Genomic DNA, 24,911 nt, shown 5'->3' with positions numbered 1-24,911 from the left:
CGATGACGAAACTGCTGCGCGACCTGATCGACATCCCAGAACGGGTGCTCGCCGGGGACTTCGTCCTCAAGCTGACCGACGGGATCAGCCACGCGGACCGCACGGTCCAGGAATACGTGGTCACGCCGCAGCTCGCGCAGGTCTTCGACGACGCGCTGGGCATCATCAAGACCGCGGTCGAGACCAACAGCTCCCATGGGACTTATCTCGACGGCTCGTTCGGCTCCGGTAAGAGCCACTTCATGGCCGTGCTGCACGCCCTGCTACAGGGCAACCCCGACGCCCGCGGCAAGGACGAGCTGGTCCGGGTCATCGCCAAGCACGACTCGTGGCTCAACGGCCGCACTTTCCTGCTCGTGCCGTACCACCTGATCGGCTCGACCACGCTGGAGGCCGCCATCCTCGGCGGCTACGTCAGCCATGTCGCCAAGCTGCACCCGGACAAGCCTCCGGCTGCGGTCTACCGGGATGACGCGCTGCTCGCCGACGCCCGAGAGCTACGGGCCGAGCAGGGTGACGAGCATTTCATCGCCGCACTGCCGGTCAGCCAGGGCAAGTTCCGCCGCGGGAGCTGGAACACCGATCTCCTCGATCATGCCTTCGACGCCCCGGCGAGCGACAAGGAGCGGCGGAGGCTGGTCAGCGACCTGCTCGCCGGCCCGTTCAAGCGGTACGCCAGCGCGGTGCACGGCAACGCCGAGTCCTACATCGGCTTGGACGAAGGCCTGTCGGTGATCTCCACACACGCCAAGGAAGTACTCGGCTACGACGCGGTCGTGCTGCTCCTGGACGAGCTGGTGCTCTGGCTGGCCGGGCGGCTGGGTGACGACGCGTTCGTCCGCAAGGAGGCGCAGAACGTCTCCAAGCTGGTCGAGTCCGCAGAGAACGACCGTCCCGCGCCCATCGTCAGTTTCGTACCGCGTCAGCGCGACCTGCGTGAACTGGTCGGCCGGGACGTCGCGGGCGCGCAGACGGCCAGCCTGTTCGACACGCTCAAATACTGGGACGGCCGCTTCGACCACCTGAAGCTGGCCGACCGCAACCTCCGGGAGATCATCCGGCGGCGGCTGCTCAAGGCGAGGAGCCCCGAGGCCACGGCCGAGCTGGACGCCGCCTTCGAGCGCACCACCCGGACCAACGCGCAGGTGTGGGACGTGCTGCTGGATGCCCAGGGCGGCGGCGCGACCAGAGAGGACTTCCGCGTCACCTACCCGTTCAGCCCGGCATTCCTCGCCGCGATGATCGATATCTCGGGGGCGCTCCAGCGGGAGCGCAGCGCGCTCAAGCTCACCCAGCAGCTCCTCGTCGACCACCGGGACTCGCTGCCGGTCGGTCAGCTCATGCCGCTCGGCGCGATCTACGACGTGCTGGCCTCCGGTGGTGACAAACCGTTCAGCGACAAGCTCCGCGAGGAGTTCGACCAGGCAAAGCGGTTCTACACCGAGCGACTGCGGCCGCACCTGCTGCACAAGCACAACCTGGCCGAGGACGCCGAGCCAACACGAGCCTTCCGCGCCGACGACCTGGTGGTCAAGACGCTGCTGCTCGCCGCGCTGGTGCCGCACGTGCCCGCGCTGCGCAACCTCAATGCCAGCCGCCTGGCGGCCCTGAACCACGGCTCCGTCGTCTCCATGATTCCCGGCGGGGAACGCACCCTGGTCGCCAAGACTCTGCGCGAGCTGGCCTCGGTTTTCGGCGAGATCCGCGTCTCCGGGGCCGATGACCCCGCTGTGGAGATGGCGTTGATCGGCGTCGACACTCAGGGAATCATGGGCAAAGCGCGGGCCGCGGATGATCCAGCGAGCAAGCGGCGACTCCTCCAGGACATGCTCTGGTCAGAGATGGAGGTCAGCGGCAGCGGCCAGTTCGAGTCACGTAAGGAGATTGTCTGGCGGGGCACTCGCCGTATGGTCGAGGTCGTTTTCGCTAACGTCCGCGACCCCGAGCGGCTCGACACTCGCCAGTTCGAGGCGAGCGAGCCGGGCGCGTTGCGAATCCTCGTCGACTATCCATTCGACGAGGGGAACTTCGGCCCGGCCGACGACCGCAACCGGCTGCTGCGGATCCGCGCCGAGCGTCCCAGCCCGGACACCGCAGGCTGGCTGCCGCACTTCTTCTCCACGGAGCGGCTTAGCGACCTGGGCGACCTGGTCGTCATCAACCACGTGCTGGATGGCGACAACCTCAAGGAATACGCGAGTGGTCTCACCGAGGACGACCGCTATCATGCCCGCACCCAGCTGGAGAGCCGACGCCACGCGCTTCTCACCAAGCTGAGCGGAGTGCTCAAGCAGGTGTACGGCGTGGCAGACCCTGACCCTGCCAATCTCGGCCGGGAGTCCGAACAGCACGTGCTGCCCCTGATCGACGGGCTGGACATCAGACTGCCGGCCGCTATGGGGCTGTCTGGCGCCCTCGACTGGATCTGCGGCAAGCTACTCGACCACCGCTACGCCAGCCACCCCAACCTCGACCCGGACGGCAAGCACTCCGCGTACCGGGCCAGGGACCTGGAGATCGTTCTCCGTACGATCGAACAGGCGACACAGAGCGAGGCCAGACGTGCCGAGGTGGCCAAGTCCGACATTCCGGTGCTGCGGCGGATCGGTCACCCGCTGGAGCTGGGCACCATGCACGAGTCGCACTTCGTGCTCCGGGAGGAGTGGCCGCTGCGGATCGAACGGGCTGCGAGCAGGCACGACAGGACCGGCGACCTCGCCGTGTCCGACATCAAGAAGTGGATTCTCGACGAACAGCCCGGGCTGCCCAGCGACGTCGTGAACCTGATCGTGTTCTCTTATGCGGTACAGCGGGATCGGGCCTGGATCCGTGCCGGTCAGATCGTCGGAGCTCCGGATCTGAAGAACGTGCCCGGCGACATGGCACTCCGCGCGCAGGAGCTGCCGAACGCGGACGAGTTCAGGACCGCTTCCGACCGGGCCCACGTACTCTTCCGTCTGGACAAGCAGCCGGTTCTCAGCGCACGCGCCGTACACATGCTGGCCGCCGCCGTGCGGCGGCGCGCCAGCGAGCTCTTGCCAGACGCTGAGACCCTGCTCAAAGAGCTGGAGCGGCACGAAATCCTGCTGGGGCTGACCGATTCCGAGAGACTCGGCACAGCACGTACCGCTGCCGCCCTGGTCGAGACACTTGCCGGGATCGGGGACGGCACCGCGCTCCTGCGGAGCTTGGCCGCCTTCTCCCTGAGTCAGCCGTTGGAGGTGTATCGCGCGAGTCTGGAGCAGGCCAAGGCGGTGAACGCCGCGTTCGGCAAGGTGACCTGGCCGATCATGACGTCACTGGCGGCTCGCGACGACGAACGGTCCAAGGTTGTGCTGGAACGGTTGCGAGGAGTCGCCGTCCGAGACCAGCACACGGTCTCGCTGGTCCCCGCGCTCGAGATCGCGAATAAGGCCGCGGTCGATCTGGTGGTGGCCACCCAGCCTCCCGTCACTCCGCCGCCCGTCGCCCCTCCTGCGGTTTCCCCGGTCTCCCTGGTGCCAGGGCCCGTCTCTCCCTCTCCCAGCACGGGATCCGACGGCGTGACGGTGACCGTCCCCGCCACGAGCGCCACGAGTCGGATGGTCCTCGCCAACGAACTGGAGAACGTCGTCGGCGAGCTGCGCGGCCTCGCCAAAAAGCATCCGGACGCACGGATCGAGATCACCTGGCGAGTGGTGGAGTAATCGATGGGCTCACCGATTCTTACCGGGCAACCGCCTCAGGCCAGCAGGGCCGTGATTGAGGCAGCGGTGCGCCGGGCCGTCACTCGGCAGGATCCGGAGCGCATCATCGCGCTCCGGGCTGCCCCCGAATGGCGTGGCGCTCCTTCACTGCCGGTCGACGGGCACCACGTCGAGGTGCGCGCCTGCGAGACCGTGCTTGCCGTACTGGATGCGATCAGCTCCCACAACGACGGCTATCTGGTGCTTCTGACACCGTGCGAGGAGCTTGGCGACAGCCTGCTCGCCCTCGTCGCCGAACACGAGCTGCGTCCAGTCAACAGGTTCGACCTGGTCAGGGAGGCATTCGGGGCACGCCTCGTCGACCCTCGCCTGTCCTCGCGCGATCGGGTCTGGCTGGCAGAAGCTCTGATCGACGCCCAGCCTCCAGCAGGGTGGCCCAAACTGGGCGGCGGGGTGCTCACTCTAGAGACCGCGCTTGGAACACTCGCCTCTGCTCGCTTCGAGGGTGAGATTGACGCGACGACGCTGCTCTCATGGAGCGGCAACGCCACCGCCGTGGCCCGCTTCCGCACGTTGGCCGATGCGGAGCGGACCGGCCTGCAGGAATGGCTGGAGGGCGAGATCGGCCCAGTGGCGTCGGTCGTGTTCCGGCTCGTGGCGAATGGCCACGGTGCGGATTCGGTGCCGCTCGGCCTGGTGACCTCGGTTGTCTTCGGTGACGCCGCAGCTCGCAAGCAGGCCGCCGTGCTGGCCAGGGTTCGTGTCGAAGAGCGGTTCTTTGGTGGCTCCCGTTTGTCCTCTCAGGCCGTACGGCGGTTCTCCGAAACCGCAGAGTCACTCTGGACGCGGTGGCTGTCCGACCCCGGCACGGTGCGGCAAGCGGAGGCCGCCGTCGTGCGCGCCGAGCGGATCCTCGTCGAGCTGCAGGCAGACTCACTGGCCGACTTCAGCGACGCGCTCACGCTCGGCTTCGACGCTCGGCTCAGCTCACTTGCTGAGCACCTCACTCGGGTGGCTACGTCCGGCGACCTCGACGGGGTAGAGGTGGCGCTGGAACGCGTCCTTGAGCACCGCCTGTCCGGGCGTTACCGAGAGGAGTCACGGGCCGCGCAGATGGCAGTACGGCTAGCGCGCTGGCTCTGCTCTTCTGCGGAGACGCCCCAGACCGTTGACGCGCTCGCTGTGCGGCACCTGCGGGAATGGGGTTGGGCGGACCGGGCCATCGCCGCGGTCTGGCAGGCCGACACGGCCAGGGTGCCCAGGGTCAAGGCCGCCTACGGGGCGCTCTACCAGGCCGCGCGGGCACGCCGTACGGCACTGGATGAGATGTTCGGGCGCCGTCTGGCCGCTTGGACCGAGCACGGCTCCGACACCACGGAGCTGGTGCTCGCCGAAAACTTGCTGGAGCGGGTGACCCGGCCGCTGAGCACGCCCGTCGTGATCGTGCTGGACGGGATGAGCGCGGCGGTCGCCTGCGAGCTGGGCGGCGACATCCTCGCCGAGTGGGGCTGGACCGAGATCGGCCGCCGGGCTGATGGCCGCGAACCCGCGCTGGCGGTGGTGCCGTCGATGACCCGCTTCTCCCGCACGAGCCTGCTTTGCGGACAGCTCCGCGAAGGCACGCAGAACGACGAGGTGCCGGGCTTTCGCGCCATGTGGCCGGGCCGCAAGAGCGTGCTTTTCCATAAGGGCAATCTGGGCGGTGACGCGGGTGCCAAGCTGGACGACGAGGTCTTGGCGTCGATCGCCGATCCCACCACCGTGGTGGGGATCGTGCTCAATGCCGTCGACGACTCCCTCGACAAGGGCCCGACCGACGGGCGGGATTCCTGGGCCCTGGACGGTGTCGCCTACCTGCGCGAGGTGCTCGCGGCGGCGTGGTCTGCCGGACGGACCGTTGTGCTGACCTCGGATCATGGGCATGTCCTGCACCGTGACGCCCCGGTGGCGGCGGAGCGGTCGTCCTCCGCTCGCTACCGGACCGGAACGCCGGAGGCCGGTGAGGTAATGCTGCGCGGCCCACGCGTGCTCACCGTGGACAGCGAGGTGGTGGTCCCGTGGGACGAGTCGATCCGGTACACCGCCAAGCACGCGGGGTACCACGGCGGGGCCTCGCTGGCCGAGATGGTGATACCGATCCTGGTCTTCGCGCCCTCCGAGCGGCATCGCCCGTCGGGCTGGCAGGTGTTCGACCCTGGCCAGCACGCCCCCGCCTGGTGGAACTCGGCGGTCGCGGAGACGCCCGCCCCGTCCACGAGCAGGAGGGGGGCCAAGCCGAAGCAGGACGACGCACTGTTCTCCGTCGCCGAGGCGGAGGGCGACTCCCTCGGTGCCCGGGTGACCTTGTCGGAGACGTTCGAGGCTCAGCAGACCTTCGTCCGCAATGCCCCGGCTGCAGGCGAGATCGCCACGCTGATCGATGGCCTCGCGGCGGCTGGTGGAAAGCTTCCGGTGAACGTGGCCTCCGCGCTCGTCGGCCAGCCTCCGGCACGCATGCGGGGTTATGTCAGCCAGGTCTCCCGATTGCTTAACCTTGAGGGCTATGGCGTGCTGACGCTGGCCGACGGTGACCGCACTGTCGTGCTGGACATCGGCCTGCTCAAGCTGCAGTTCCTGGGAGAGGCCTGATAGTGACGATTCCCGCGGTGAGCGCCGCCCGGCGCCGTGAAGTGATCTCTGCCTTGCGGCGGGGGACGGTGCCCTCCGCGGGGCTGGACCTGTTCGCCGTAGGGCTGGAGCGCTTCGAGAACGCGCTCGACGAAGAGCTGTCCGCCGTCACCACGGGCGGAGCGGTGTTCAAGGCCGTCCGCGGCGAGTACGGCTCGGGCAAGACGTTCTTCGCCCGCTGGCTCGCCGAGCGGGCCAAGCGGCGCGGCATGGCGGTCAGTGAGATCCAGATCTCCGAGACCGAGACGCCGCTCCACCGGCTGGAGACGGTCTACCGCCGGCTGACCGAGCGGCTGACCACAGCGTCGCACCAGCCGTCGGCGCTGCGCGATGTGATCGACGCGTGGTTCTTCACGCTGGAGGAGGACGTCCTGGCCTCCGGAGCCGGGAACCTCGAAGCCGGGGTCGCGGAGCTGATGGAGCAGCGGCTGGCTGCCGTAGCGAGGACCACCCCAGCCTTCGCGGCGGCGCTGCGCGGGTACCGGGGGGCCAGGCTTGCCGAGGACAACGCCACCGCGGAGGCGCTGCTGGCCTGGCTCGGCGGCCAGCCCAACGTGACCGCCTCCGCCCGCCGGGCCGTGGGGATCCGGGGAAATCTGGATCATTTCGGCGCGCTGGGCTTCCTCCAGGGTCTGCTGACCGTGCTCCGCGACTGCGGCCATCCGGGGCTACTGGTCGTCCTGGACGAGATCGAGACGTTGCAGCGGGTCCGGTCGGATGTGCGGGAGAAAGCGCTCAACGCGCTACGGCAGCTCATCGACGAGATCGACGCGGGCCGCTTCCCCGGCCTTTATCTGCTGATCACCGGCACCCCAGCGTTCTACGACGGGCGGCAGGGTGTGCAGCGGCTAACACCCTTGGCTGAGCGGCTGGCGACCAACTTCACCGCCGATTCCCGGTTCGATTCGCCGCGTTCCGTGCAGATCAGGCTCGCCGGATTCGATCTCCCCAAGCTCATCCAGCTCGGCTGTGCCGTACGGGACCTGTATGCGGCAGGCTCGGCGGACCCGTCGCGGGTGATGGCCCGCGTCGACGACTCCTACGTGGAGACGCTGGCCTCCGCCGTCACCGGGAATCTGGGTGGGCAGGTCGGGGTGGCACCACGGATCTTCCTGCGGAAGCTGGTCGACGGCGTGCTGGACAGGGTGGAGGAGTTCGACGACTTCGATCCGCGCCGCGACTACACGCTGACCGTGGCCTCGGCCGAGCTGACCGTCGTGGAGCGGGAGGCCGCGGCACCCGGGTTGCGCGCGGCGAGCGTGGACGATGTGGATCTCGACCTGCCGTGAGGCTCCACCCAACGCTGCAACACCACATCGTCAACACCCTGGGATGGCCGGACCTCCGCCCGTTGCAGGCCGCCGCCGTGGCACCAGTGCTCGACGGGTGCGACGCGCTGCTCCTCGCCCCCACCGCCGGCGGCAAGACCGAGGCGGCCGTTTTCCCGCTGCTCTCGCTGATGGAGGCAGACGGATGGACCGGGCTATCGGTGATCTACGTCTGCCCGTTGAAGGCCCTGCTCAACAACCTGCTCCCCCGGCTGGAGACCTACGGAGGCTGGTTGGGCCGCCGGGTGGCGCTGTGGCACGGCGACGTGACCACCGCACAGCGGCAGGCGATCCTGCGGAACCCGCCGGACATCCTACTCACCACGCCGGAGTCGCTGGAGTCTATGCTGGTGAGCACCAAAGTGGACCACCGCGCATGGTTCAGCAACCTCCGTGCGATCGTCGTGGACGAGGTGCACGCCTTCGCCGGGGACGATCGTGGCTGGCATCTGCTGTGCGTGCTGGAACGGCTCACTCACCTGTGCGGGCGGCCGATCCAGCGACTCGGGCTGTCTGCGACCGTCGGCAACACGACGGAGCTGCTCGCCTGGCTGCAGGGGTCGTCGAAACGGCCCGCGCAGGTCATCGCTCCCGAGGTCGGTTCCGCTTCGCCTCCAGACGTCGAGCTCGACTACGTGGGGTCGGTACCGAACGCCTCACGGGTGATCGCGGCGTTGCATCGCGGTGAGAAGCGGCTGGTCTTCTGCGATTCCAGAAGGCTGGTCGAACAGCTCGGCGCTTCGCTCCGAGAGCTGGGCGTGACCGTGTTCCTTTCGCACGCCTCCCTGTCGATGGACGAGCGGCGGCGGGCGGAGCAGGCGTTCGCGGAGGCGCGGGACTGCGTGATCGTGTCCACCTCCACACTGGAATTGGGCATCGATGTCGGCGACCTCGACCGAGTCATCCAGGTCAACGCACCCTCCTCGGTGGCGTCATTTCTCCAACGGCTGGGCCGTACCGGACGGAGAGCCGGCACGCCGCGCAACTGCCTGTTCCTGGCGCTGACCCTCGACGACCTGCTCACATGTGCCGGACTGCTGCTCCTGTGGAGCCGCGGCTACGTGGAGCCGATCGTGGCGCCACCGTTGCCACAGCACATTGTCGCCCAGCAGATCCTGGCCCTCGCGCTGCAGGAACACCAGATCGGCTCGCAGCTCTGGCAGGAATGGTGGAACGGGCTCGCCCTGTTCGGCCCACCAGCGTTGCCGGTGGCCAGGCATCTGGTCACCGAGGGTTTTCTGGAGGCTGACGGCCCCCTGTGGTTCATCGGACCCGAGGCGGAGAAGCGCTTCGGCCGCCGGCACTTCATGGGCCTCACCGCTGTCTTCACCGCCGCGCCCGAGTTCACCGTCCTGCACGGTCGCCTGGAAATCGGGAAGACCGATCCCTCTCTTCTGACTGCTTCTGTGGACGGGCCACGGTTGATCCTGCTGGGCGGGCACACCTGGCGGGTCACCTGGGTCGATTGGAAGCGGCGGCGCTGTTTCGTCGAGCCACACGAAAGCGGAGGCGGCCGGGCTCGGTGGGTTTCATCCGGGCTCGGCGGTGCCTCGTTCGCGGTGGCCAGGGCGATGCGGGACGTTCTCCTCGGCGAGGACCCTCCGGTGTCACTGAGCCGACGGGCGGCCAGCGGGCTAGCGTCGGTTCGCGAGGACAACCTCAAAACCGTTCACCCCGGCGGCACGGTCATCCTCCGCACGACCTCCGGTGACCTGCGGTGGTGGACATGGGCCGGGTATCGCGGCAACGCGACCCTGAAGGCGACGCTGGGGTCACTGGCCGACGAATCCCAGCCAGTCGACGATCTATACCTGCGGCTTCGAGGCGATCTGACCGCTAAGGAATGGCGCTCTGCAGCCCCTGAGCTACGAAAGCAGCTCTGTCTTCCGGAGGTCGACGACAAGGCCGTGGACGGGCTCAAGTTCAGCGCTGCACTTCCCCGGCGACTCGCCGTCGCTGCCCTATCTGCTCGTCTCGCCGACCTCGATGGGGCGTCAACCGTGCTTACCGAGCCACAGCGTTTCACGATCCTGTAGTACCTCCCGTCAGCGGCTCCGGGACAGCCGATCGGCTTGGAAGGACGCTGACCAGCACGAACACCAACCTCTAGATAGGCGTCGTCCTGCACAGCCGCCACGGGGCGTTTCCAAACGTCAGCAGCCCAGATCCGTGGACTATCGCGCTACATCACCTACAGAACCCTGGCCGATCTTGGTCGACAATTCTCCTGCCAAGGGCTTATCCGCGACGCGCCTGCGCCCTCAAGATCAGGGCGCGGGGCTTCGATGGCACCCGTCAGCGGCGGGTTCGGGTGATTACCTCACAGAGGCACTAATATCTGCAAAGTCACACATAAACAATACGTTTCATATGAGACTATCCCCGAACCGTTAGACGACAAAAAACTAGGGAATTCGTACAGACAGAGCCACGCGACACAGCCCTCAGGCTCTTCATACTGCCTGCTTCCACCTAGCAAGATCGCTCTAGGTCGTATCCGAAGGAGCATTGAACGTAGACCCATCTATCCGCCCGGCTTGGACGACCACAGCAGACCGTACCGGCCCGCTGATGTGGTTGTAGACCGTGCCCGTCGCCGGAGCCGGAAGGCTCTGCAGGGCATCGGCCGAGCCTGGGACCTCCAGGAGCAACCTCAGCAGGCGGGCGCGCCACTCGGCCTCGATCGCAGCCGTTCTCCCTCCGTCACCTCGCGTAAGAGCGTCCACCAAGTCGGCGCGGGAGGCTTCCAGTTCCCCCAGCACGTCATCCTCATTTCCAGGTCTGGCAAGTATGCCTGCGAGTTTCTCCTTCGTCTGCGCCCATACGTCGGAGATCATCAGTGTGATCAGTGTGGTCGCGCCGGAGGTTGCCAGCGCCACGAGCTCTGCTTCCATGTCCTCAGATCCCCTCGTCCCACCCGTTTTGATGGAAACCGTCTGGGTCGTCCGGACCTTCATCCTGCGGAGCCTTCGCGCTGTCAGGAGGCTCTGGATCGGACAGCCCGAACTTGCTGAGGATCTCATCGGCCACGTCTGGCCGGCCGTACGTGCCGACCAGCAGAGCTACCTGATGAGTGAACAGGTCCTTCTCCCGTAGATCCGTGATCTGCAAGAAGGCGGCCAGGTGGTCCACCGGCGAGCTGCCATTCGGCGACGGTGTCTCTGCGAACGGCTCGAAGGGCGTGCTCCCGTGGCCATTCGACTCGAGCAGCTCTCTGTTGTTGGCAGCCGAGGTGAGTCTGGCCAGCAGGCCGAGGTCGTTCACCGTTCTCTCAATGTGGTCGTCGTTCTTTGCAAGCCACCACACCACGGCGCTGCCGGTGTCCTTGAGCACGTCCTCGCCGAGGTACTCCCGCTTGCTTTGCTCATACTTGCGGTCGTGTTCCCAGACCACCTTGTCCTTCCGCACAGCAGCCAGCTTGTTAAGGCGTTCCTGGTCCTCCGTGGAGAGGGTGAGCTGGATGGCCTGGGCCATCGCCTGGACACAGCCGGTGTTGTCCGGCTCCATCGAGCCCAGGACTTCGCCCAGTTCGTGCATGACGAGGGAAGCGCGACCCGGTTCCCATTGTTCAGTGATCTTTCGTGCGCGCTTGAGGATCGCGTTCACGGCCAGCGCCTCGGGATTGATGCGCCGGTCGTCCCCTGGCCGCTTCAGCGGTGCCCAAAGGATGGTGGCGGACAGCAGGAAGTCGTAGTCATCCTCCCGGCTCGGCAGCGGGACCCTCTCCACCCGGTGTTCACGAGGCTCTACTGGTGGCGGGGGCGGGGGCATGTACAGGGTCGTCGGTTCTCTTTGCGTACGTGACCGGCGTCGAATCACAGCCCTGATGGGCGGAGCCGCGCCCGCGGCCAGTGCCATCACGAGGGCCGGCAGCCATATCTGGCGTGGAGCAAAGGCGATGAGGCCCGCCAGCAGGAGGACGCCGACGGCGTAAAGGTAGATCATGACCGTGTTGCGGCCCGAACTCATGGTGCCCTCCACGAAGGTTGATCAGCTGACCTGAATGCCTTGGGCGGTGCAGATTTTCCACAGGACCACGTTGAGAAGGGTGGCGCTGCGCGCCCGGTCATCCGGCGTGAATCGCGATAGGCTACGGGCCGCGGTGTAGAGGCCGCCCAGGACGTCGCCACGGCGCTCACTTCCCTCGATGAGGATGTCAACGAGCAGGTCACGATGGCGATCGTCATGAAGAGCCGTGATGAGCCACTCCCGCGCCCTGTCGTGCCAGGCCAGCGCGGCAGTCTTGCGGAAGGCGTGCTTCCACCCCTCGGTCAACAAGGCTCGTATCTCTGCTTCCGCGACAAGCGGCCGATCTCGATCGCCGGGAGCGGTGAAGGCGGCGGGTTCGGCGACGTCGAGGAAGAGCTCGACGTCTCTTCGCCACTCCCTGCCATTCATGGCGAGCCGGGTGAGCCGGACGAGCAGCAGTCGGCGGAGCCACGGGTCCGCGGCGACCATTTCTAGCAGTGCTGTACGGGCATTCGTGCTGCGGCTCTCGCGCCGGGCCCGGTGGTGGAGGCGCACCACAGCCTGATCAGGATGGGTGACAGCGATGACCTCGGTACACATCCTGATGATCACCTGCGCCAGCGATTCGGACAGGTGATCGTCGCGCGCCCAGTTGTAGATCTGTTTGCGAAAGAACATGCCGTGTTCCTCGGCTGTGAGCGCGCGGCGCAACGCTTGGTCAGCAGCCATCTGCCTGCGGTAGGTCTTCGGTCCCTTGGTCCACTCCGCCACCGACTCGACCAGGACCTGTCTGTGTCTCAGGTTCAGGCACTGCTCTGCGAAGCGCTTCGCCAGCTGGTAGCGATCGTCATCAGGCAGGCACGGGTCGTCGATCATCCTTCCGACCCATCTCTGGATGCCGTCGCGTAAGCCCGGCATGTGATGCCAGAAGAGCGCGCGGACGGCAGCGTCGTATCCGAGCTCCTTGAACCGTACGTGGCCGTTGGTGTCGGCAACGGCCCCGATTTCGCCGAGGCTGGTGAGGAGATCGGAACGTTCCAGAGAGTGCCTTTCGTCCGCGTAGCCGACGATGTCAAGCAGCGCCACGGCGGCATCATGAACATGGTCGACATGCGCGTTGTGCAGCATCGCCGTGGCCAGGAGCAAGGCCCGCTGGGGGCCGTGACGCAGCTCTTTGACAGCCTCGGCGACCCCTGTTCCAAAGCCGCTGTACGCGCTTTCTGCGGATTTGTACCAAGCATGGTGCGGGGCTTCGGGTGCGTTCTTGTACGCCGAGACAACGAGATCGGCGAACTTGGCGATCTCCCTGACGGGCCGCTCGGTCTTCAGGAACTCGGGCGGAGGAATGGTCACAGCGCCTGGTACGCCCGCCAGCCGCAGGTAACGGCGAAGGACCTCTTGAGCTGGAGGATGGCCGATCGTCCAGTGGAACTGCCCGAACTCGGGTGAGAGCCCCTCGCGTCCTTTACTGGGCAGGACGATCACCAGGAACGCGGCGTGCTCGACCACCATCTTGCGTAGTGAGGACAACTCGTCTTGGAAGCAGCGCCAGGCCCGCTCGTCGGTTCGCGACAGGTCCAGCCACACGCGGTCGTCATCACCGATCGAGGCAGGTTCCAGTTGGTATCGCCCGTTCTTCTCCTCCCATGTCAACTCGTGGAACCGTTCGGCTCCAGAGGACAGCTCGCGCAACAGGACCTTTGCAGTGGCTATCCGACCATTCCCTGGTGCGCCATCCAGGAGCAACGTTCGGCAAGCTTTGAGGATGTCGCTCGCCTGCCCATGGCCGGGCGGGTGGACGTAATGTCGCCACAGCCAGTCCAGTTCCTCGATGAAGGTCGGTCGGGGGCCTCGGCCCCGCGCCGCCTCCATGAAGTAGAGATCTCCGGTCCCTGTATGCACAGGCCCGCGAACGTCTGAGACCTCGGTCAACTGTCGTCCCCCTCATGCCGGCGGGCTCCACCGAAATCGTGCCGCACGCCGCCCTTGTTGTCGCCGGCGATGTACGTTCCGCCGGTCCCGGAAACGTGGGGGGAATGATGGTAGAGGTCGCCTTTGCCGGTGTGGACCGGTCCTTGATTGCCTTTGATGACTGTGCCGACGTCGCCGGTGATGTCACGGCTCTGGATGGCGGTTCCCTGGACTTCGTCGACCGAGTTGCTCACGCTGCCGCCCCTTCGCTCTTGCTGGACGGACCGATCCACGGCCTTCAGCTGGGGCAGCTTCCCGGCCAGCATGTTGCCTATGCGGATGAGACCTGACTGCAGATCCTGGAAGTCGAGTCGTTCCGACTGCACGTCCGCGAGGCGCTTCAGCGCTTCGGGCAGATCGGCCGGGTTCAGGCGCTCGGTCTTCCTACCGTCCAGGACGGGGATCACCTCAATGCCGCAGGTGAACGCCTCCAGTATTTCCCTGCGCACCCAGTCGTCCTCATCGTGCAGTTCTGGACGCCTCGACCAGTTCTCTCCCACCACGACGAGCACGACGTAGCTGCGACGTACCGCGCTGATCAGCTCGCGAGGGTACGCAGACCCGGGCGGAATGGACTTAGAGGCGCGGAAGACGTGCTCGTCTCCGAAACGGTGCGAGAGATCCCGCTCAAGCAGTGCGGCGACCTTCTCGCCATCTCCTGTGCGATAGTTGATGAACACCTCGTGCATTACTGGCTGCCCCTTCTCTAGGTCTGCAGGTTGACCGCTTGCGCGGCTGCGGCCATTTCCTGCGCCAGTTCGCGTGCTGCCGGATTTCTAGGGTGTCGAGCGAGCGTCCGCGCAAGAGCGCGTATGTCCTGGGCGATGGTGGCGGAGCTCACGGTGACAGCGCCGGCCAGCAGTTCGGCGGACAGGCGGCAGGCGTGTTCGATCTCGCCCGCCACGGCGTAGGCGAGTGCATGACGAATACCGAAGCGAGCGCGGGTGCGCAGCGCTTGCGGCGGTACAAGCGCCAAGTGCGTACCGATGACTTGAGCCGCCTCCTGCGGTCGCCCCAGATCAAGCAGGCACCAGCCGGTGATCATGCCGACGGGGTCGGACAGATTCGTCGTGCCGATGACGGGCGACTTCGAGTTGGGCACGTGCTGATCCAGCAGCGCGCGAGCTTGGTCAAGGCTGCGCATGCAGGAGTCATAGTCGCCCGCGAGGGCGTGCCCCTGGGCCTCGCGCTGTGCGGCCAGGCCGCGGATGCGGGGCGGCAATCCGGCGCCCTGCGCGCGCTTCGCCAGCTCAATTGTCTGTGATGGATCGCCGCGGTACAGCGTGACCAGCGCGTGGCGAACGTGCCCGTACGCCGCCAAGTCGCGATCTCCGCCTGCGGCCGCGAGATCGATTGCCCGCCGAGTCCACCACAAGGCAGCCTCATCGTTGCCGAACTCCTGCATCATCCATCCGGCGTATTCGGCGTACCGCGAGGCGAGCCGCAAAAGTGCGTTTCTAGTGGTTGACCCCATACGGGAGGAAAGCTCCTGAAGCGAGTGAACCTGGGCGATGAGCGCGGGTAGCACCAGCTCCGGGCCGGCCACCTGCCCAAGCTGCCGGTAGTGCTCGAATAATGCGCGGGACATCCCCAGCAGAGTGCCGTTCTCAACAGGAAAGGCCGTGTCTTGGCGGCCAATGCTCATGCCAGCAACCGTCGCTACGCCCATCGTCATCGCCTGTCGCCGACTCAACGGCTGAAACCAGCTCTGCCCGTCGCCAGACAACTGCATCAGCCACACCTCCTCCAACTCATCGCTTGTCGCCTCGGAAACTCGCGTTCCAGCGGGCCGCATGGGGATGAGGGCAGCGAGACTGCCCCCACCGCCGAGCGCGGTGTCACACAAACGGGCCAGCTCCTGGCTGGGCGCTTTCAAGCCCCTCTCGACCTTGCTCAACTGAGCCTTGCTGTAGTGGACGAGCTTGGACAGGCTGGTGAGAGTGAGGCCGGCGGCGAGGCGGCGCCTGCGCAATTCTCGACCGAAGCAGACCTGCCCCTGGACCACCATGGACCTCCAGCATGTCCGCGGCACCGAGAGTTACTGTCTGTAAGAGTGCGCCACCGGTGCGGCGCGGGCAAGGCCAGTCGCCATGTTTCCCGTTTCCAGCCGGAGGATGGCTGCGGTAGGGAACCCATGCGCAGTCAACGGGCTTCCCTCTGCGATGCTGGAAGCGAAGGTGAGGGGAGACGGCCGCCCGGAAGCCTGTTCAGGGGGCAGATGAGCCACACGACGAACCGGATAAGGACATACACGACCGACTGCCGACCATGGCCAAACGGGCTCTACCACATCAATGCCCGCGTGTTCGCCTCATGCCAGCGGGCCGCCACTGATCGCAGATGGGAGGGCGGGACGGCGGTGTCAGGCAGTTAAAGAGCTCGACCGCCAACGAAGGTCCCCAGACTTGACGATCCGAAAGACTGACCGCGCTGCCTCAGACCAGTCTGGGCGCCTAACTAGTGCATATGCTCCGGCAATCCGAGCTGGTTAGGAGTCCAAGGGACGTCATCACCAGCGTGCCCCTCAGAGATATGGACTGAGGCGCTTGGCGATCCCTTCGGTCTCATTGAGGTCGAGACAAGGGACCTCGCCCGACTGCGTGCCCCCCTCGGGGAGAGTACCGGCTACATGGAAGTGAACATGGGGGACGGCTTGGCGCGCAGATACCCCGTTGTTCTGCCAGACAGCGATGCCCCCAGGGTCGTAGGCCGCTGTGATGGCACGGGCCGCCCGCCGCACGGCACTCATCAATTGCTGCTCCTCTGCCGGGGCCACGTCCATAACGGTAGGACGGTGAGCCACCGGGATCACCAACACGTGTCCCTGCCCACGTTGCCAACGCGTGACAAGGATCGCGACCTGCTCCCCTCGTTCCAGGATGGTGGAAGGGTGGAACCCGGCGAGATAATCGCAGAAGGGACATCGGTCGACGGATGGCATGGATATTGGCATGTTTCCGATCTTCCCGCATCTCGTGAGGCTCGTCTATGGGAGCATAAGGATCCGTCAGGAGCGGCCGATCGCAGCGCCACGGAAGTCGTATGATCCGGGCGCGCCATCCCAGGCATGCCCTCGGGCACAAACGCAGGTCTCAGCCTAACCCTCCATGACCAATCTAGTTCGCGCGCCCGCAATCTTGTTATGCCCTCTTTCATTGCCTGCTTCAATTCACACGCGCAAATTTGCGCACACATTGGCGCGACCCTGAAGGTAGAAGCTCCGTCTATTTAGAGCTGCATTTGCCCCTCCGCCGATCCGCTGGGCCCGAGAGCGTGATGCTCGCGATGGTAGCGGAGATAGTCACGATCGACATCATGCTTCAGCACAAGTTTGCCGATTGTCTCGCCATCCGTACGATCAATTATGCTGTAATCATCCTCAATGGTGATCGCACCGTATCTAAAAAGGTCCCGATGGTTAGGGCACAGGCAAAGCATGTTGTCTTTGCTGTCAGGGCCCAAGTGAGGCTGTTCTCGCCCACGGATATGCACGGTAGCGGCAATTCGTAGGCCACCTGGCACCTCTAGCACAGTGCCACATACCTGACATGCATGGTCGTACACTTGCTTTAGTTCCGCTGCGAGCAGCCTGTCCGCATAAACTCCTGGAGCGACCTCTTCCCTACGTCCAGGGGAAAGCTTGCGACTCAGATGGAGCGCCCCAGCCTTCTTAGGCGTCCCGTCATCGATCTGCTCAAGTCGAAACTGGAGGACTATGGGTCCATCGACGCTGCGCTTGGTCCAGTAATCAGCTACCGTGAATATCCCGTCATAGCTATAGCCAGCTGGCGGCGAAAATTCCTTGTCACCCCCAGCGCCACGGACGACCCGGACTGGTAGTCCAGTCATAATGCTCTTGATGAGAGCAGCATTGCCCGAGTCGTCTGCCGACTGGTCTTTGACCTGCACGCCAGTATTAGGATCACGCCCACCATGTCCGGTGTAGATAATCACATCCCCGTAATCCTCATCGTCCTTGTAACCGCCCGAAACGACGATAGACTCGGCGCCGCCCCGCTCAGCAGTGCCGCAGATGCCTGCCTGCAACGGCCGATGAACACCTGCGTCATGCAGAGCTCTCCGGCTCTCGAAAATGGTCCCTGGCCGAATCCCCTCGATGACACCATAAAACTCTTTTGTCGTAATACGTTGCTGGCTTTTATGTGCGCGGTTACGCACCAAGGTGAGGCGCGCGGCAAAGTGCGACTCGCGCTTCTGTGGGATAGGAAGGCCCTTATCCCGCAACGACTCGCGCGCATGTTGGAAAATTGTATCCAGCTCGAGAAACTCAGGCTGTTCCGGGATTCCCGTACTAATGAGATGTATGAGCTCGCCAGTGAAGGCAGTATAGGTGTCGAGGCCGCCGAGCGCTGTCTTATTCTCGGCCGTCGCTGTCATCAAGTATGTGCCGGTGACACGGGCATTGTTAGCGACACGTTCTGTACCGTCTTCAGCGCCCATCAGCCCTAGCGCAAGTCCACTGTAGCAACAGTCTAGGATTACGATTTTTCGCTGCGCGCGACTCGCTCGAAGCTCGTTTCGTACCGTGTCATAGGCCACCGCACTGTACATGCGGTCCTTATGCGAGTCTACTAGAGTGAGATACAGATCGCTCTCCACGGAATGCATCAATCCATGGCCAGCGAAGTACACGATAAGAGTGTCTTTTGCCTCTTCTCTAGCCTGCCACAGTGGATCCATCATCGCATCTACCGTGGTGGGATTATGGACAATCGTGCAGTGTTCTGCCGGCAGTCCCCACAGGTCAGATCTTTGAAGGAGACCACCCAAGGTCGTCAGGTTGTTTTCAACGGCAGGGAGAGACGCTAGATAGGTGTACTTGCTCGTGCCAATCAGCACGGCACGCGAGGTTAAGGGATCAGGGAGACTCAATCGTTCCCCTCCAACGCCTTGAGAATCTGAACCACGAGTTCCGACTCCGCCTCAGATACCACGACAGTGGTCCCTCCACGTTCGATGGTTACCTGTGGGCGATGCCGCCGCGTTCTACGCCACTGCGCCACTGTCTCGATGAAAGCGGGCCATTGCAATGCGCTCGTCACGGCCAGAGCGATGAGATCGAGAGTGTCGCCCATCTCACCGGGCTCCGGGTCCTTAGACTGCAGGCGCACATCCATATAGTCAAGGGCATCGAGGTCCCTCAACAACCAATCGTAGAGCGAGCGGAGCTCCTGCTCGGCAAAATCTCCGCTCATCCGAAGGTTAACTGTTTCATCCACCACAACCTCCACCAATCCACGACGAATCTACATCCGGGATGCTACCGGCACCCACCTCACATGAGCATCCAAATACACGAAAAACGGGCACCTCTCGCACCCCTTCCTCGCCAGCCATCCCCACCGTCAATCTTCCTCGGACACGAGCATGATAGGAAGATCGATCTAGAAGGGCCTCAGCTACAGGGAGCACCACTAGTAACGCACTGGACGTTGTCCCGGCCACGGACCACGATGAGGCTGCCTCTTTGATGCCAACGGATCCGAGCGCCGTGCACTCTTGACCGCAAGCTCCGTCACAACACGCTGAACGTGGCAGCAGGTGTCCCCGTGGCCCCTGCCAACCGGTAGACGGCAACCAAAGACCGCTGCTTGGCGAGATCCACCGTGACCATCAAGTCGGAGCACATCTGCGCGAACACCTGACTCGTCACCAACGCACACGGGGCACACTGAACTCCTCTACTGACTGCCGTGGGCCGCCTGTATGTGCTGGGACACATGCGGGATGATCCCGGCTGACTTCCACGCTTGGGCTGTTGGCCCTGCTCAAGCCACCCCACGGGACGGATTAACCGCTTCCTCCTACAGTGGGATTGGATCTACCCCTTGGCGTGGCCCTTCGGGGCCTGCTGCGAGGCGGTCGACCAACGCGGCTACCGCGATTGCCAGGTCGGTGGACCCTTGGCTGAGATCCAGACCATGCACGTACACCCTGATATCCGACTTCTTGATCCGGTACGGCTCTGCTGACGGCGTTCCGGAGGCATAGACGAGGTGCCCCTCGGCGAGGCCGAGAGCGGTGCAGTAGGAGATCAGCTGGAACAGATGCCCCGTTGGCGGAGCCCCGTCCAGAGTCCGGTACTTCGCGTCCACGACCGCGGTGGGTCGCCCGTCGCGGTAGAGGAGGATGTCGGGCTGGATCAGCACCCGCCTCTGCTGATCCAGCCGGTGCCCCTGCTGGGCGACGCAGCGCAAGCCGTACGGCAAAAGCCCAGTGGTCAACTGCCGGGTGAGGAAGCGTTCGAAGATCTGGGCCATGTTCAGGATGAAGCCGTCGATCTGTATCGCCTGCGCACCCTCCTGTAGCAGTGAGGCCCCAGAAAGGATCAATTCCGCTAGTCGGAGCGCGGGGACATAGCGTTCGTTGAGCCGGGTCGGCCGCCACGTCGGCAGCTGCCCTGGTCGGGCGGAGACAACGCCGACGAGCCGCCCGGCCAGGTGCCGCAGCAGCGCAATCGTGGTGTCCGCGACGCCCGGCAGGGTCTGGGCGAGCTCGATCGCGCCGAGCAGTATCTGGTTCTCGGGAATGTCGGCCAGGTAGTCGTCGTAGGCGACCTCGATCACAGTGGGCAGCCCCATCCGGCGGCTCAGCTGAGCGCTGGTCCGGATGCGGCCCCGGATGACGGCGAGAGCGTCCTCGCGGTAGACATAGCCGTGTAGAACCCCGCCGCGGAGCGCACGCTCTGCCGCGCGGGCGAACACAGTGGCCAGTGCGGGCACGAGCAGATCGTCGGTCGATGCGGTGATCTGGCGGTGTTGCCAGATGTCGTCGTAGTCACCTAGCAGGCCAAAGAGCCGCCGGACGGGCAATTTCGGCTGGATGCGTAGCTCGATGGCGCCGTCCTTGTGACCAAGCCGTACGGTCCCGACGCGCTGGCGTCCCGCGAGCCGCCACCGTCCACCTGCAGTCGGGGTAATGGTGACCAGCTCTGGGACGGTGGCCAGCGTAGCGACCTGCGCCGGAGTCAGGGGCTGAGGCAGGCTGGCGGTGGCCTCGGCGAGGTGGAGATGCAGGGTCACGGCAGGGTGTGACCGAGCGCGGCGAGCAGGGCCGGCAGGCCGTACTCGGCCTCGATGTCGTCGACTTTGCCGTAGAGCTGATCTTCCAGCAGGGGCAGGATCTCCGCCGCCCAGATGAGTTCCAGTCCGCGGCGGGTGGCCGCGTTGGGCGTCATCAGGTACGAGGGGCCGACGGCGCGGTCCGGGTCATTCAGGCGGTGGTTGACCTCCTCCAGCAGGAGCGCGGGCAGAACGGAGAGTCCCTCGCGCTCCAGCCAGCGTCGTAGCAGTCCGTCTACCGGGAGCCGGTGCGGGACCAGGGCGCGGAAGACGAACCGGCGGCGCATGGCCGCGTCAATCAACGCCACCGAGCGGTCGATGGTGTTCATGGTGCCGATGACGAAAACGTTCTTGGGGAGCTTGAACGGCTCATCCGGCGAGTACTGAAGAGTGATCTCGTGGTTGCGGTACTCCAGCAAGAAGTACAACTCGCCGAACACCTTGGCCAGATTAGCGCGGTTGATCTCATCGATAACCAGGACATATGGCCGGTCCGGCTCCTTCTCGGCCGCCTCCACCGCGTTCTTGAATGGGCCGGGCACCAGGTCGAAGCCGACCGTGCCGTTCTCGCCGAGCCGAGGGCGGAAGCCTTCGATGAAATCCTCGTACCCGTAAGAAGGGTGGAACTGCACCAGCTTGGTGCGATCGGGGCCGGCCAGCGCTTCACCGAGCTTGGTGGCCAGGTAGGTCTTGCCGGTCCCGGGTGGGCCGTAGAGGATCATCTGCCGCTTGGCGGTCAGCAGGTCGGCGGTCTCCTGCAGCCAGCTGAGCGGCATGAGCAGGTCGTCGGCGAACGCCTGGGTGAGTGCGGGCACAATCAGGCCGCGGGTCTCGTCCTGGGCCAACACCTCGTCGGTGAGTTTCTCCTCCAGCCCTGCGCTGGTGGCCAGCGCCGCGATCACACTGGTCAGCTCACCGATCGTCATCGCGGTCTTAAGCTTGGCCTGGGCTTCCTCGGGGAGGGTCTGGCGGCTCATGGCGGTGGGCTGCCACTCGACCGAGCGACGGCGAGCCAGGCCACGGCCGGCTGAATCGTCGAAATACGCGTCGCTGGTGATGGTGCCGACATAGACGGCATCGCCGTCGACGGTCGCGATGAGATCACCAGGTTGGAAGCCGCTGAGGAAACGCCACAGCTGCCCGGCCGTGACGTCCCTTTTGCCTTGTTTGGCGTCGGGAAGCGCTGCGGCAACAGCGTCCTTGACCTGCTGCCGGGACGCGCCCGCGGGTAGTTGTTCGATTTCAGAGAAGCTGACCGAGCAGAAGCCGTCGGCCAGCCACTGCGGGATCGCGTTGACGCCGTCAACGTTGGCTCCGCGTACCAGCCAGCCCTTCTGCGACCGCGGTGGCGGAGGCGGCTCCCAGCGAGACCGCCAGGGCTCGTCATAGAAGCTGAACCGCCCGCCGTGTTCTGCCTCGATCTGCTGGCGGATGGCGTGTATGTCTCGATCGAGATCCCCGGTCGGCTCGGCCAGCCGGTCTGCAAAGGCATCCCGGATGAGCTGCTTGTTGCGTTCGACCGAGACCGGGGCGAACACGTCGGGGAACAGTAAGAACAGCAGCACGTGGAACTGGGCGCGGGCCCGCGACTTGCCGTCGTAGTCCGTGAGCACCGATTCGGCCAGGTCCCGGAAGCGCCACGGATCCCGCAGAGCCGATTCCCGTTCGTGGAGCGGTAGCTTCACCAGCAGCTGCGTGAGGCGGATGAGGAACGCGAACTGGGCCCAGCGGTAGTTGAGGAACGCTTGGCCACCCTTCATGTAGCCCGGTGAGGCTGCCACGGCCAAATCGTCGGGCACCTTCGCCTCGAAGGAGGCCCACGACAGCACGCTGCCCAGGATCTCGAATTTGCGATTGACGCCAATGGTGGCAGGGCTGAGCGGCATGACGTTGAGGTAGAGCAGTTCTGCGGCAAGCACGATCGCCTCGTCGCTCCCCTCGGCGATCTGCCGTTTAAGCTTGACCAGGAACTCGTCAGACGACTCGTCGAAGTTCTCCACGAACCGACGGAACAGCTCGTCCGCGGCATCCACTGTCCAGGTGCGCCGGCCAGGAACAAACGACGACTCCCCGGTCAGAACACCAGCTTCGACTACCTGGCGTGCCGCGCGACACACGATCACGCCCTGTTCCCAATCCACCATGAGTCCCTTCCACCTGAAGTCTTCTATACATCCTCAGGAATCCTGCATGACGTTACGCAGGTTGATCACAAGGCGACCTGACCCATGGACGATCTGGCAGGCCAGAGCGTGGTCGAGATGTCATCCGCGCCTGGCCGGCCCGCCACCAAGGTCGCGCGCTCTAACGGATCCCGCGAGGACAATCGATTGCGGGACATAAACGGGATAACCAGGAAAGAGCGGACATCGGTCTAGGGCGCTTGCCAAGTCAGGTTGCGTAACTGAATGGTACAGCCCGCGCTCTCCTATAATGGGTGCCACAGGTTTGACCCTTCGGCCCCAAAAAAGATCCAGCCTCGGGCTGGATCAGGCGCTAGTTTTGGCCGAACCATGGCAAGCCCAGACTACCTAGACGCGGCAATCAATGACGTGAAATACGCCTGCGTCTCCGGGTCCGTCGAGTAAATGACGGTGCCCACCATTGCGCGCGTCAGTAGAACCCTATACGTGTTGCGAATCAACCTATCGGCATGGGCTCCCCCAATACTCCTAATCGCGGGATCCCTGCTCGCCGCCGGCACTGTAACCAATCGCCCTTCCCTATAGACTAGGTCGGGGCCGAAGATTACGCCATTCCAGTCGTACTCGAACCCCTGCGCCGTATAGACGGTACCGACTTGATCGAACCCACCTGGCAGAGCTGCCCAAAGAGCGCTTGCTGGAGCGTCGCCAATCGGACGGTCACCCTTGACAGTCCAAGGTCGGGCCCAATCTCCGATACGAACATCAGCTACAAGCGTGTCCCCAACTGGAGCGCTCCACTCCCAGCAGAACCCTGCTGTCATCCGCGCCGAGAAACCCTCAGCCAACTTCGCCCGAAGCAGCGACTCCAGTTCATACGGAGACTGGGCGGCAGTAACAGTGAAGCTGTCGCCGCCCGACCACAGTCGGGGCGCCAACTCCTCCTTGTCGAGACCAAGCAGCCTCAGGACCCACTCCGTATAAGCATCACTCCCGCCAAAACGGAACTGTGCGTCTAGGTCGACCTGCTGTACAGCTAGGCCGAGTGCGGAAGCGCGCTCCCGAATCCGATGCACAGTTCCCGTCTCGCCTGGCCGTACCGCCTGGTGCTCGTCGAGCAGGAACACCGGCACACGAGCTGCGGCGATTAGCTCATCGAGCTGGAGACGGCCAGTCCGTTCTGCCGACCTGCTGAAGCGGTTAGCCGACGTCTCTCGAATTCGATGCGCCTCGTCACAGAGCAATACGTCAATTTCATTTGGCTTGGCGGTCATGAAGTTGTTGAAGTATGTGAACATTGACTTAGTCTGAGCTGAGCCCTTTGCCACTACCCGACGCATGACCTCCGTGAATGCCTTAGAGCCCGTCGCGTGCAAGGTTCGATAACCTTGGCTAGACAACTCGGCAAGAAGAGAGAGAGCAATCACGCTCTTGCCAGATCCTGGCCCACCAGATATCACAACGACCTTCTTGCGGTCGCTGTTCATCGCCTCGCGAACGGCCTGTAGGACCAACTCATAGGCCAGCCGCTGCCGATCAATGAGGACGAACTGACCGCGATTCCTAATCTCCGCTCTGGCCACCTTGAGCAGCGACTTTGACGCCCGCACCGGGCTCCTCAACAGGCGCTCGGCTGCCGGTTTCCCTGGCACAGAGGCAAACTGAGTCCGAAGATAGTCGAGGAACTGCAGGCGCCGACTCTTGCTGAATAGCTGTACGCGATCATCCTCGATGGCATAAAGATCTAGAATTTCCGAATCAGTGGCGTTGTACAGGTAGACCACGCCATGAACAGCGCCAGATTGGCCGTTAACAGCGCTCAGAAAGTCGGCCAGATATTCGCAATATCCACGAGCTTGAATCACTGGGTGAAGCTTGGGGCGATTGCCCGTGCCGGCTACCTGGACCACACTCTGGTCCTCTCCACACACCGTGGCTTGTGTCCATTGCTTCAACTCGACTACGACGAGCTGGTCACGGCCGGTATTGGGATTAATCCCGGCCAGGACCACATCAGCCCGCCTGCTCGTCAGCGGCATCTGATATTCGACCAACATCTCGACC

General features: G+C 64.6%; 15 protein-coding genes. 4 read left to right on the top strand and 11 right to left on the bottom strand.

Going from position 1 to position 24,911, the window contains the following annotated elements:
- Positions 1–2 precede the first annotated feature (2 nt).
- From AB0J71_RS38165 to AB0J71_RS38150, 4 genes are read left to right on the top strand one after another with little or no spacing between them, the layout of a single operon-like run.
- The gene (locus AB0J71_RS38165) at positions 3–3,686 is read left to right on the top strand and encodes a phage resistance protein (RefSeq protein WP_364418916.1); all 3,684 of its coding nucleotides are present in this window, start codon (positions 3–5) and stop codon (positions 3,684–3,686) included.
- Positions 3,687–3,737: 51 nt separating this feature from the next.
- Positions 3,738–6,314 carry a BREX-2 system phosphatase PglZ gene (gene pglZ, locus AB0J71_RS38160; RefSeq protein ID WP_364418914.1) on the top strand — a complete coding sequence of 859 codons (2,577 nt, stop codon included), beginning with the start codon at positions 3,738–3,740 and terminating at the stop codon, positions 6,312–6,314.
- A 17-nt stretch (positions 6,315–6,331) separates the two neighbouring features.
- Positions 6,332–7,642 carry a BREX system ATP-binding protein BrxD gene (gene brxD, locus AB0J71_RS38155; protein ID WP_364418912.1) on the top strand — a complete coding sequence of 437 codons (1,311 nt, stop codon included), beginning with the start codon at positions 6,332–6,334 and terminating at the stop codon, positions 7,640–7,642.
- A complete protein-coding gene (locus tag AB0J71_RS38150) occupies positions 7,639–9,717 on the top strand; it encodes a DEAD/DEAH box helicase (protein WP_364418910.1) in 2,079 nt (692 codons plus the stop codon). The genes brxD and AB0J71_RS38150 overlap by 4 nt, the downstream gene beginning before the upstream one ends.
- 450 nt (positions 9,718–10,167) lie before the next feature.
- On the opposite strand, the gene AB0J71_RS38145 is transcribed toward AB0J71_RS38150, so the two are convergent.
- The 11 genes from AB0J71_RS38145 to AB0J71_RS38095 form a co-directional block, all read right to left on the bottom strand.
- The gene (locus AB0J71_RS38145) at positions 10,168–10,575 is read right to left on the bottom strand and encodes a hypothetical protein (protein WP_364418908.1); all 408 of its coding nucleotides are present in this window, start codon (positions 10,573–10,575) and stop codon (positions 10,168–10,170) included.
- Between the two features lie 4 nt (positions 10,576–10,579).
- Entirely contained in the window at positions 10,580–11,650 is a 1,071-nt protein-coding gene (locus tag AB0J71_RS38140) for a hypothetical protein (RefSeq protein WP_364418906.1), read from the bottom strand.
- Positions 11,651–11,671: 21 nt separating this feature from the next.
- Positions 11,672–13,522 carry a hypothetical protein gene (locus AB0J71_RS38135; RefSeq protein ID WP_364418904.1) on the bottom strand — a complete coding sequence of 617 codons (1,851 nt, stop codon included), beginning with the start codon at positions 13,520–13,522 and terminating at the stop codon, positions 11,672–11,674.
- 56 nt (positions 13,523–13,578) lie between these two features.
- Positions 13,579–14,310 (bottom strand): toll/interleukin-1 receptor domain-containing protein, encoded by a 732-nt coding sequence (locus AB0J71_RS38130; protein ID WP_364418901.1) that lies wholly within the window; start codon positions 14,308–14,310, stop codon positions 13,579–13,581.
- Positions 14,311–14,327: 17 nt separating this feature from the next.
- Positions 14,328–15,629, bottom strand: a complete 1,302-nt coding sequence (locus AB0J71_RS38125; RefSeq protein WP_364418899.1) for a helix-turn-helix transcriptional regulator — start codon at positions 15,627–15,629, stop codon at positions 14,328–14,330.
- 516 nt (positions 15,630–16,145) lie between these two features.
- Positions 16,146–16,562: an HIT family protein gene (locus tag AB0J71_RS38120; protein WP_364418897.1), complete on the bottom strand. Its 417-nt coding sequence runs from the start codon at positions 16,560–16,562 to the stop codon at positions 16,146–16,148.
- A 287-nt stretch (positions 16,563–16,849) separates the two neighbouring features.
- On the bottom strand, positions 16,850–18,481 hold the full coding sequence (locus tag AB0J71_RS38115; RefSeq protein WP_364418895.1) for a YDG/SRA domain-containing protein: 1,632 nt from the start codon (positions 18,479–18,481) through the stop codon (positions 16,850–16,852).
- A gap of 29 nt (positions 18,482–18,510) precedes the next feature.
- Positions 18,511–18,873 (bottom strand): hypothetical protein, encoded by a 363-nt coding sequence (locus tag AB0J71_RS38110; RefSeq protein ID WP_364418893.1) that lies wholly within the window; start codon positions 18,871–18,873, stop codon positions 18,511–18,513.
- 573 nt (positions 18,874–19,446) lie between these two features.
- Positions 19,447–20,664, bottom strand: coding sequence for a hypothetical protein (locus AB0J71_RS38105; protein WP_364418891.1), 1,218 nt, complete (start codon positions 20,662–20,664; stop codon positions 19,447–19,449).
- Entirely contained in the window at positions 20,661–22,847 is a 2,187-nt protein-coding gene (locus AB0J71_RS38100) for an AAA family ATPase (protein ID WP_364418889.1), read from the bottom strand. The genes AB0J71_RS38105 and AB0J71_RS38100 overlap by 4 nt, the downstream gene beginning before the upstream one ends.
- A 383-nt stretch (positions 22,848–23,230) precedes the next feature.
- Positions 23,231–24,904, bottom strand: a complete 1,674-nt coding sequence (locus AB0J71_RS38095; protein ID WP_364418887.1) for a DNA/RNA helicase domain-containing protein — start codon at positions 24,902–24,904, stop codon at positions 23,231–23,233.
- Positions 24,905–24,911: the final 7 nt, after the last annotated feature.

It is taken from the genome of Nonomuraea sp. NPDC049637 (assembly GCF_040675235.1).
Taxonomy (GTDB): domain Bacteria; phylum Actinomycetota; class Actinomycetes; order Streptosporangiales; family Streptosporangiaceae; genus Nonomuraea.
Note: the sequence above shows the minus strand (reverse complement) of the source record. Positions and strands in the feature narration are given on the sequence as shown.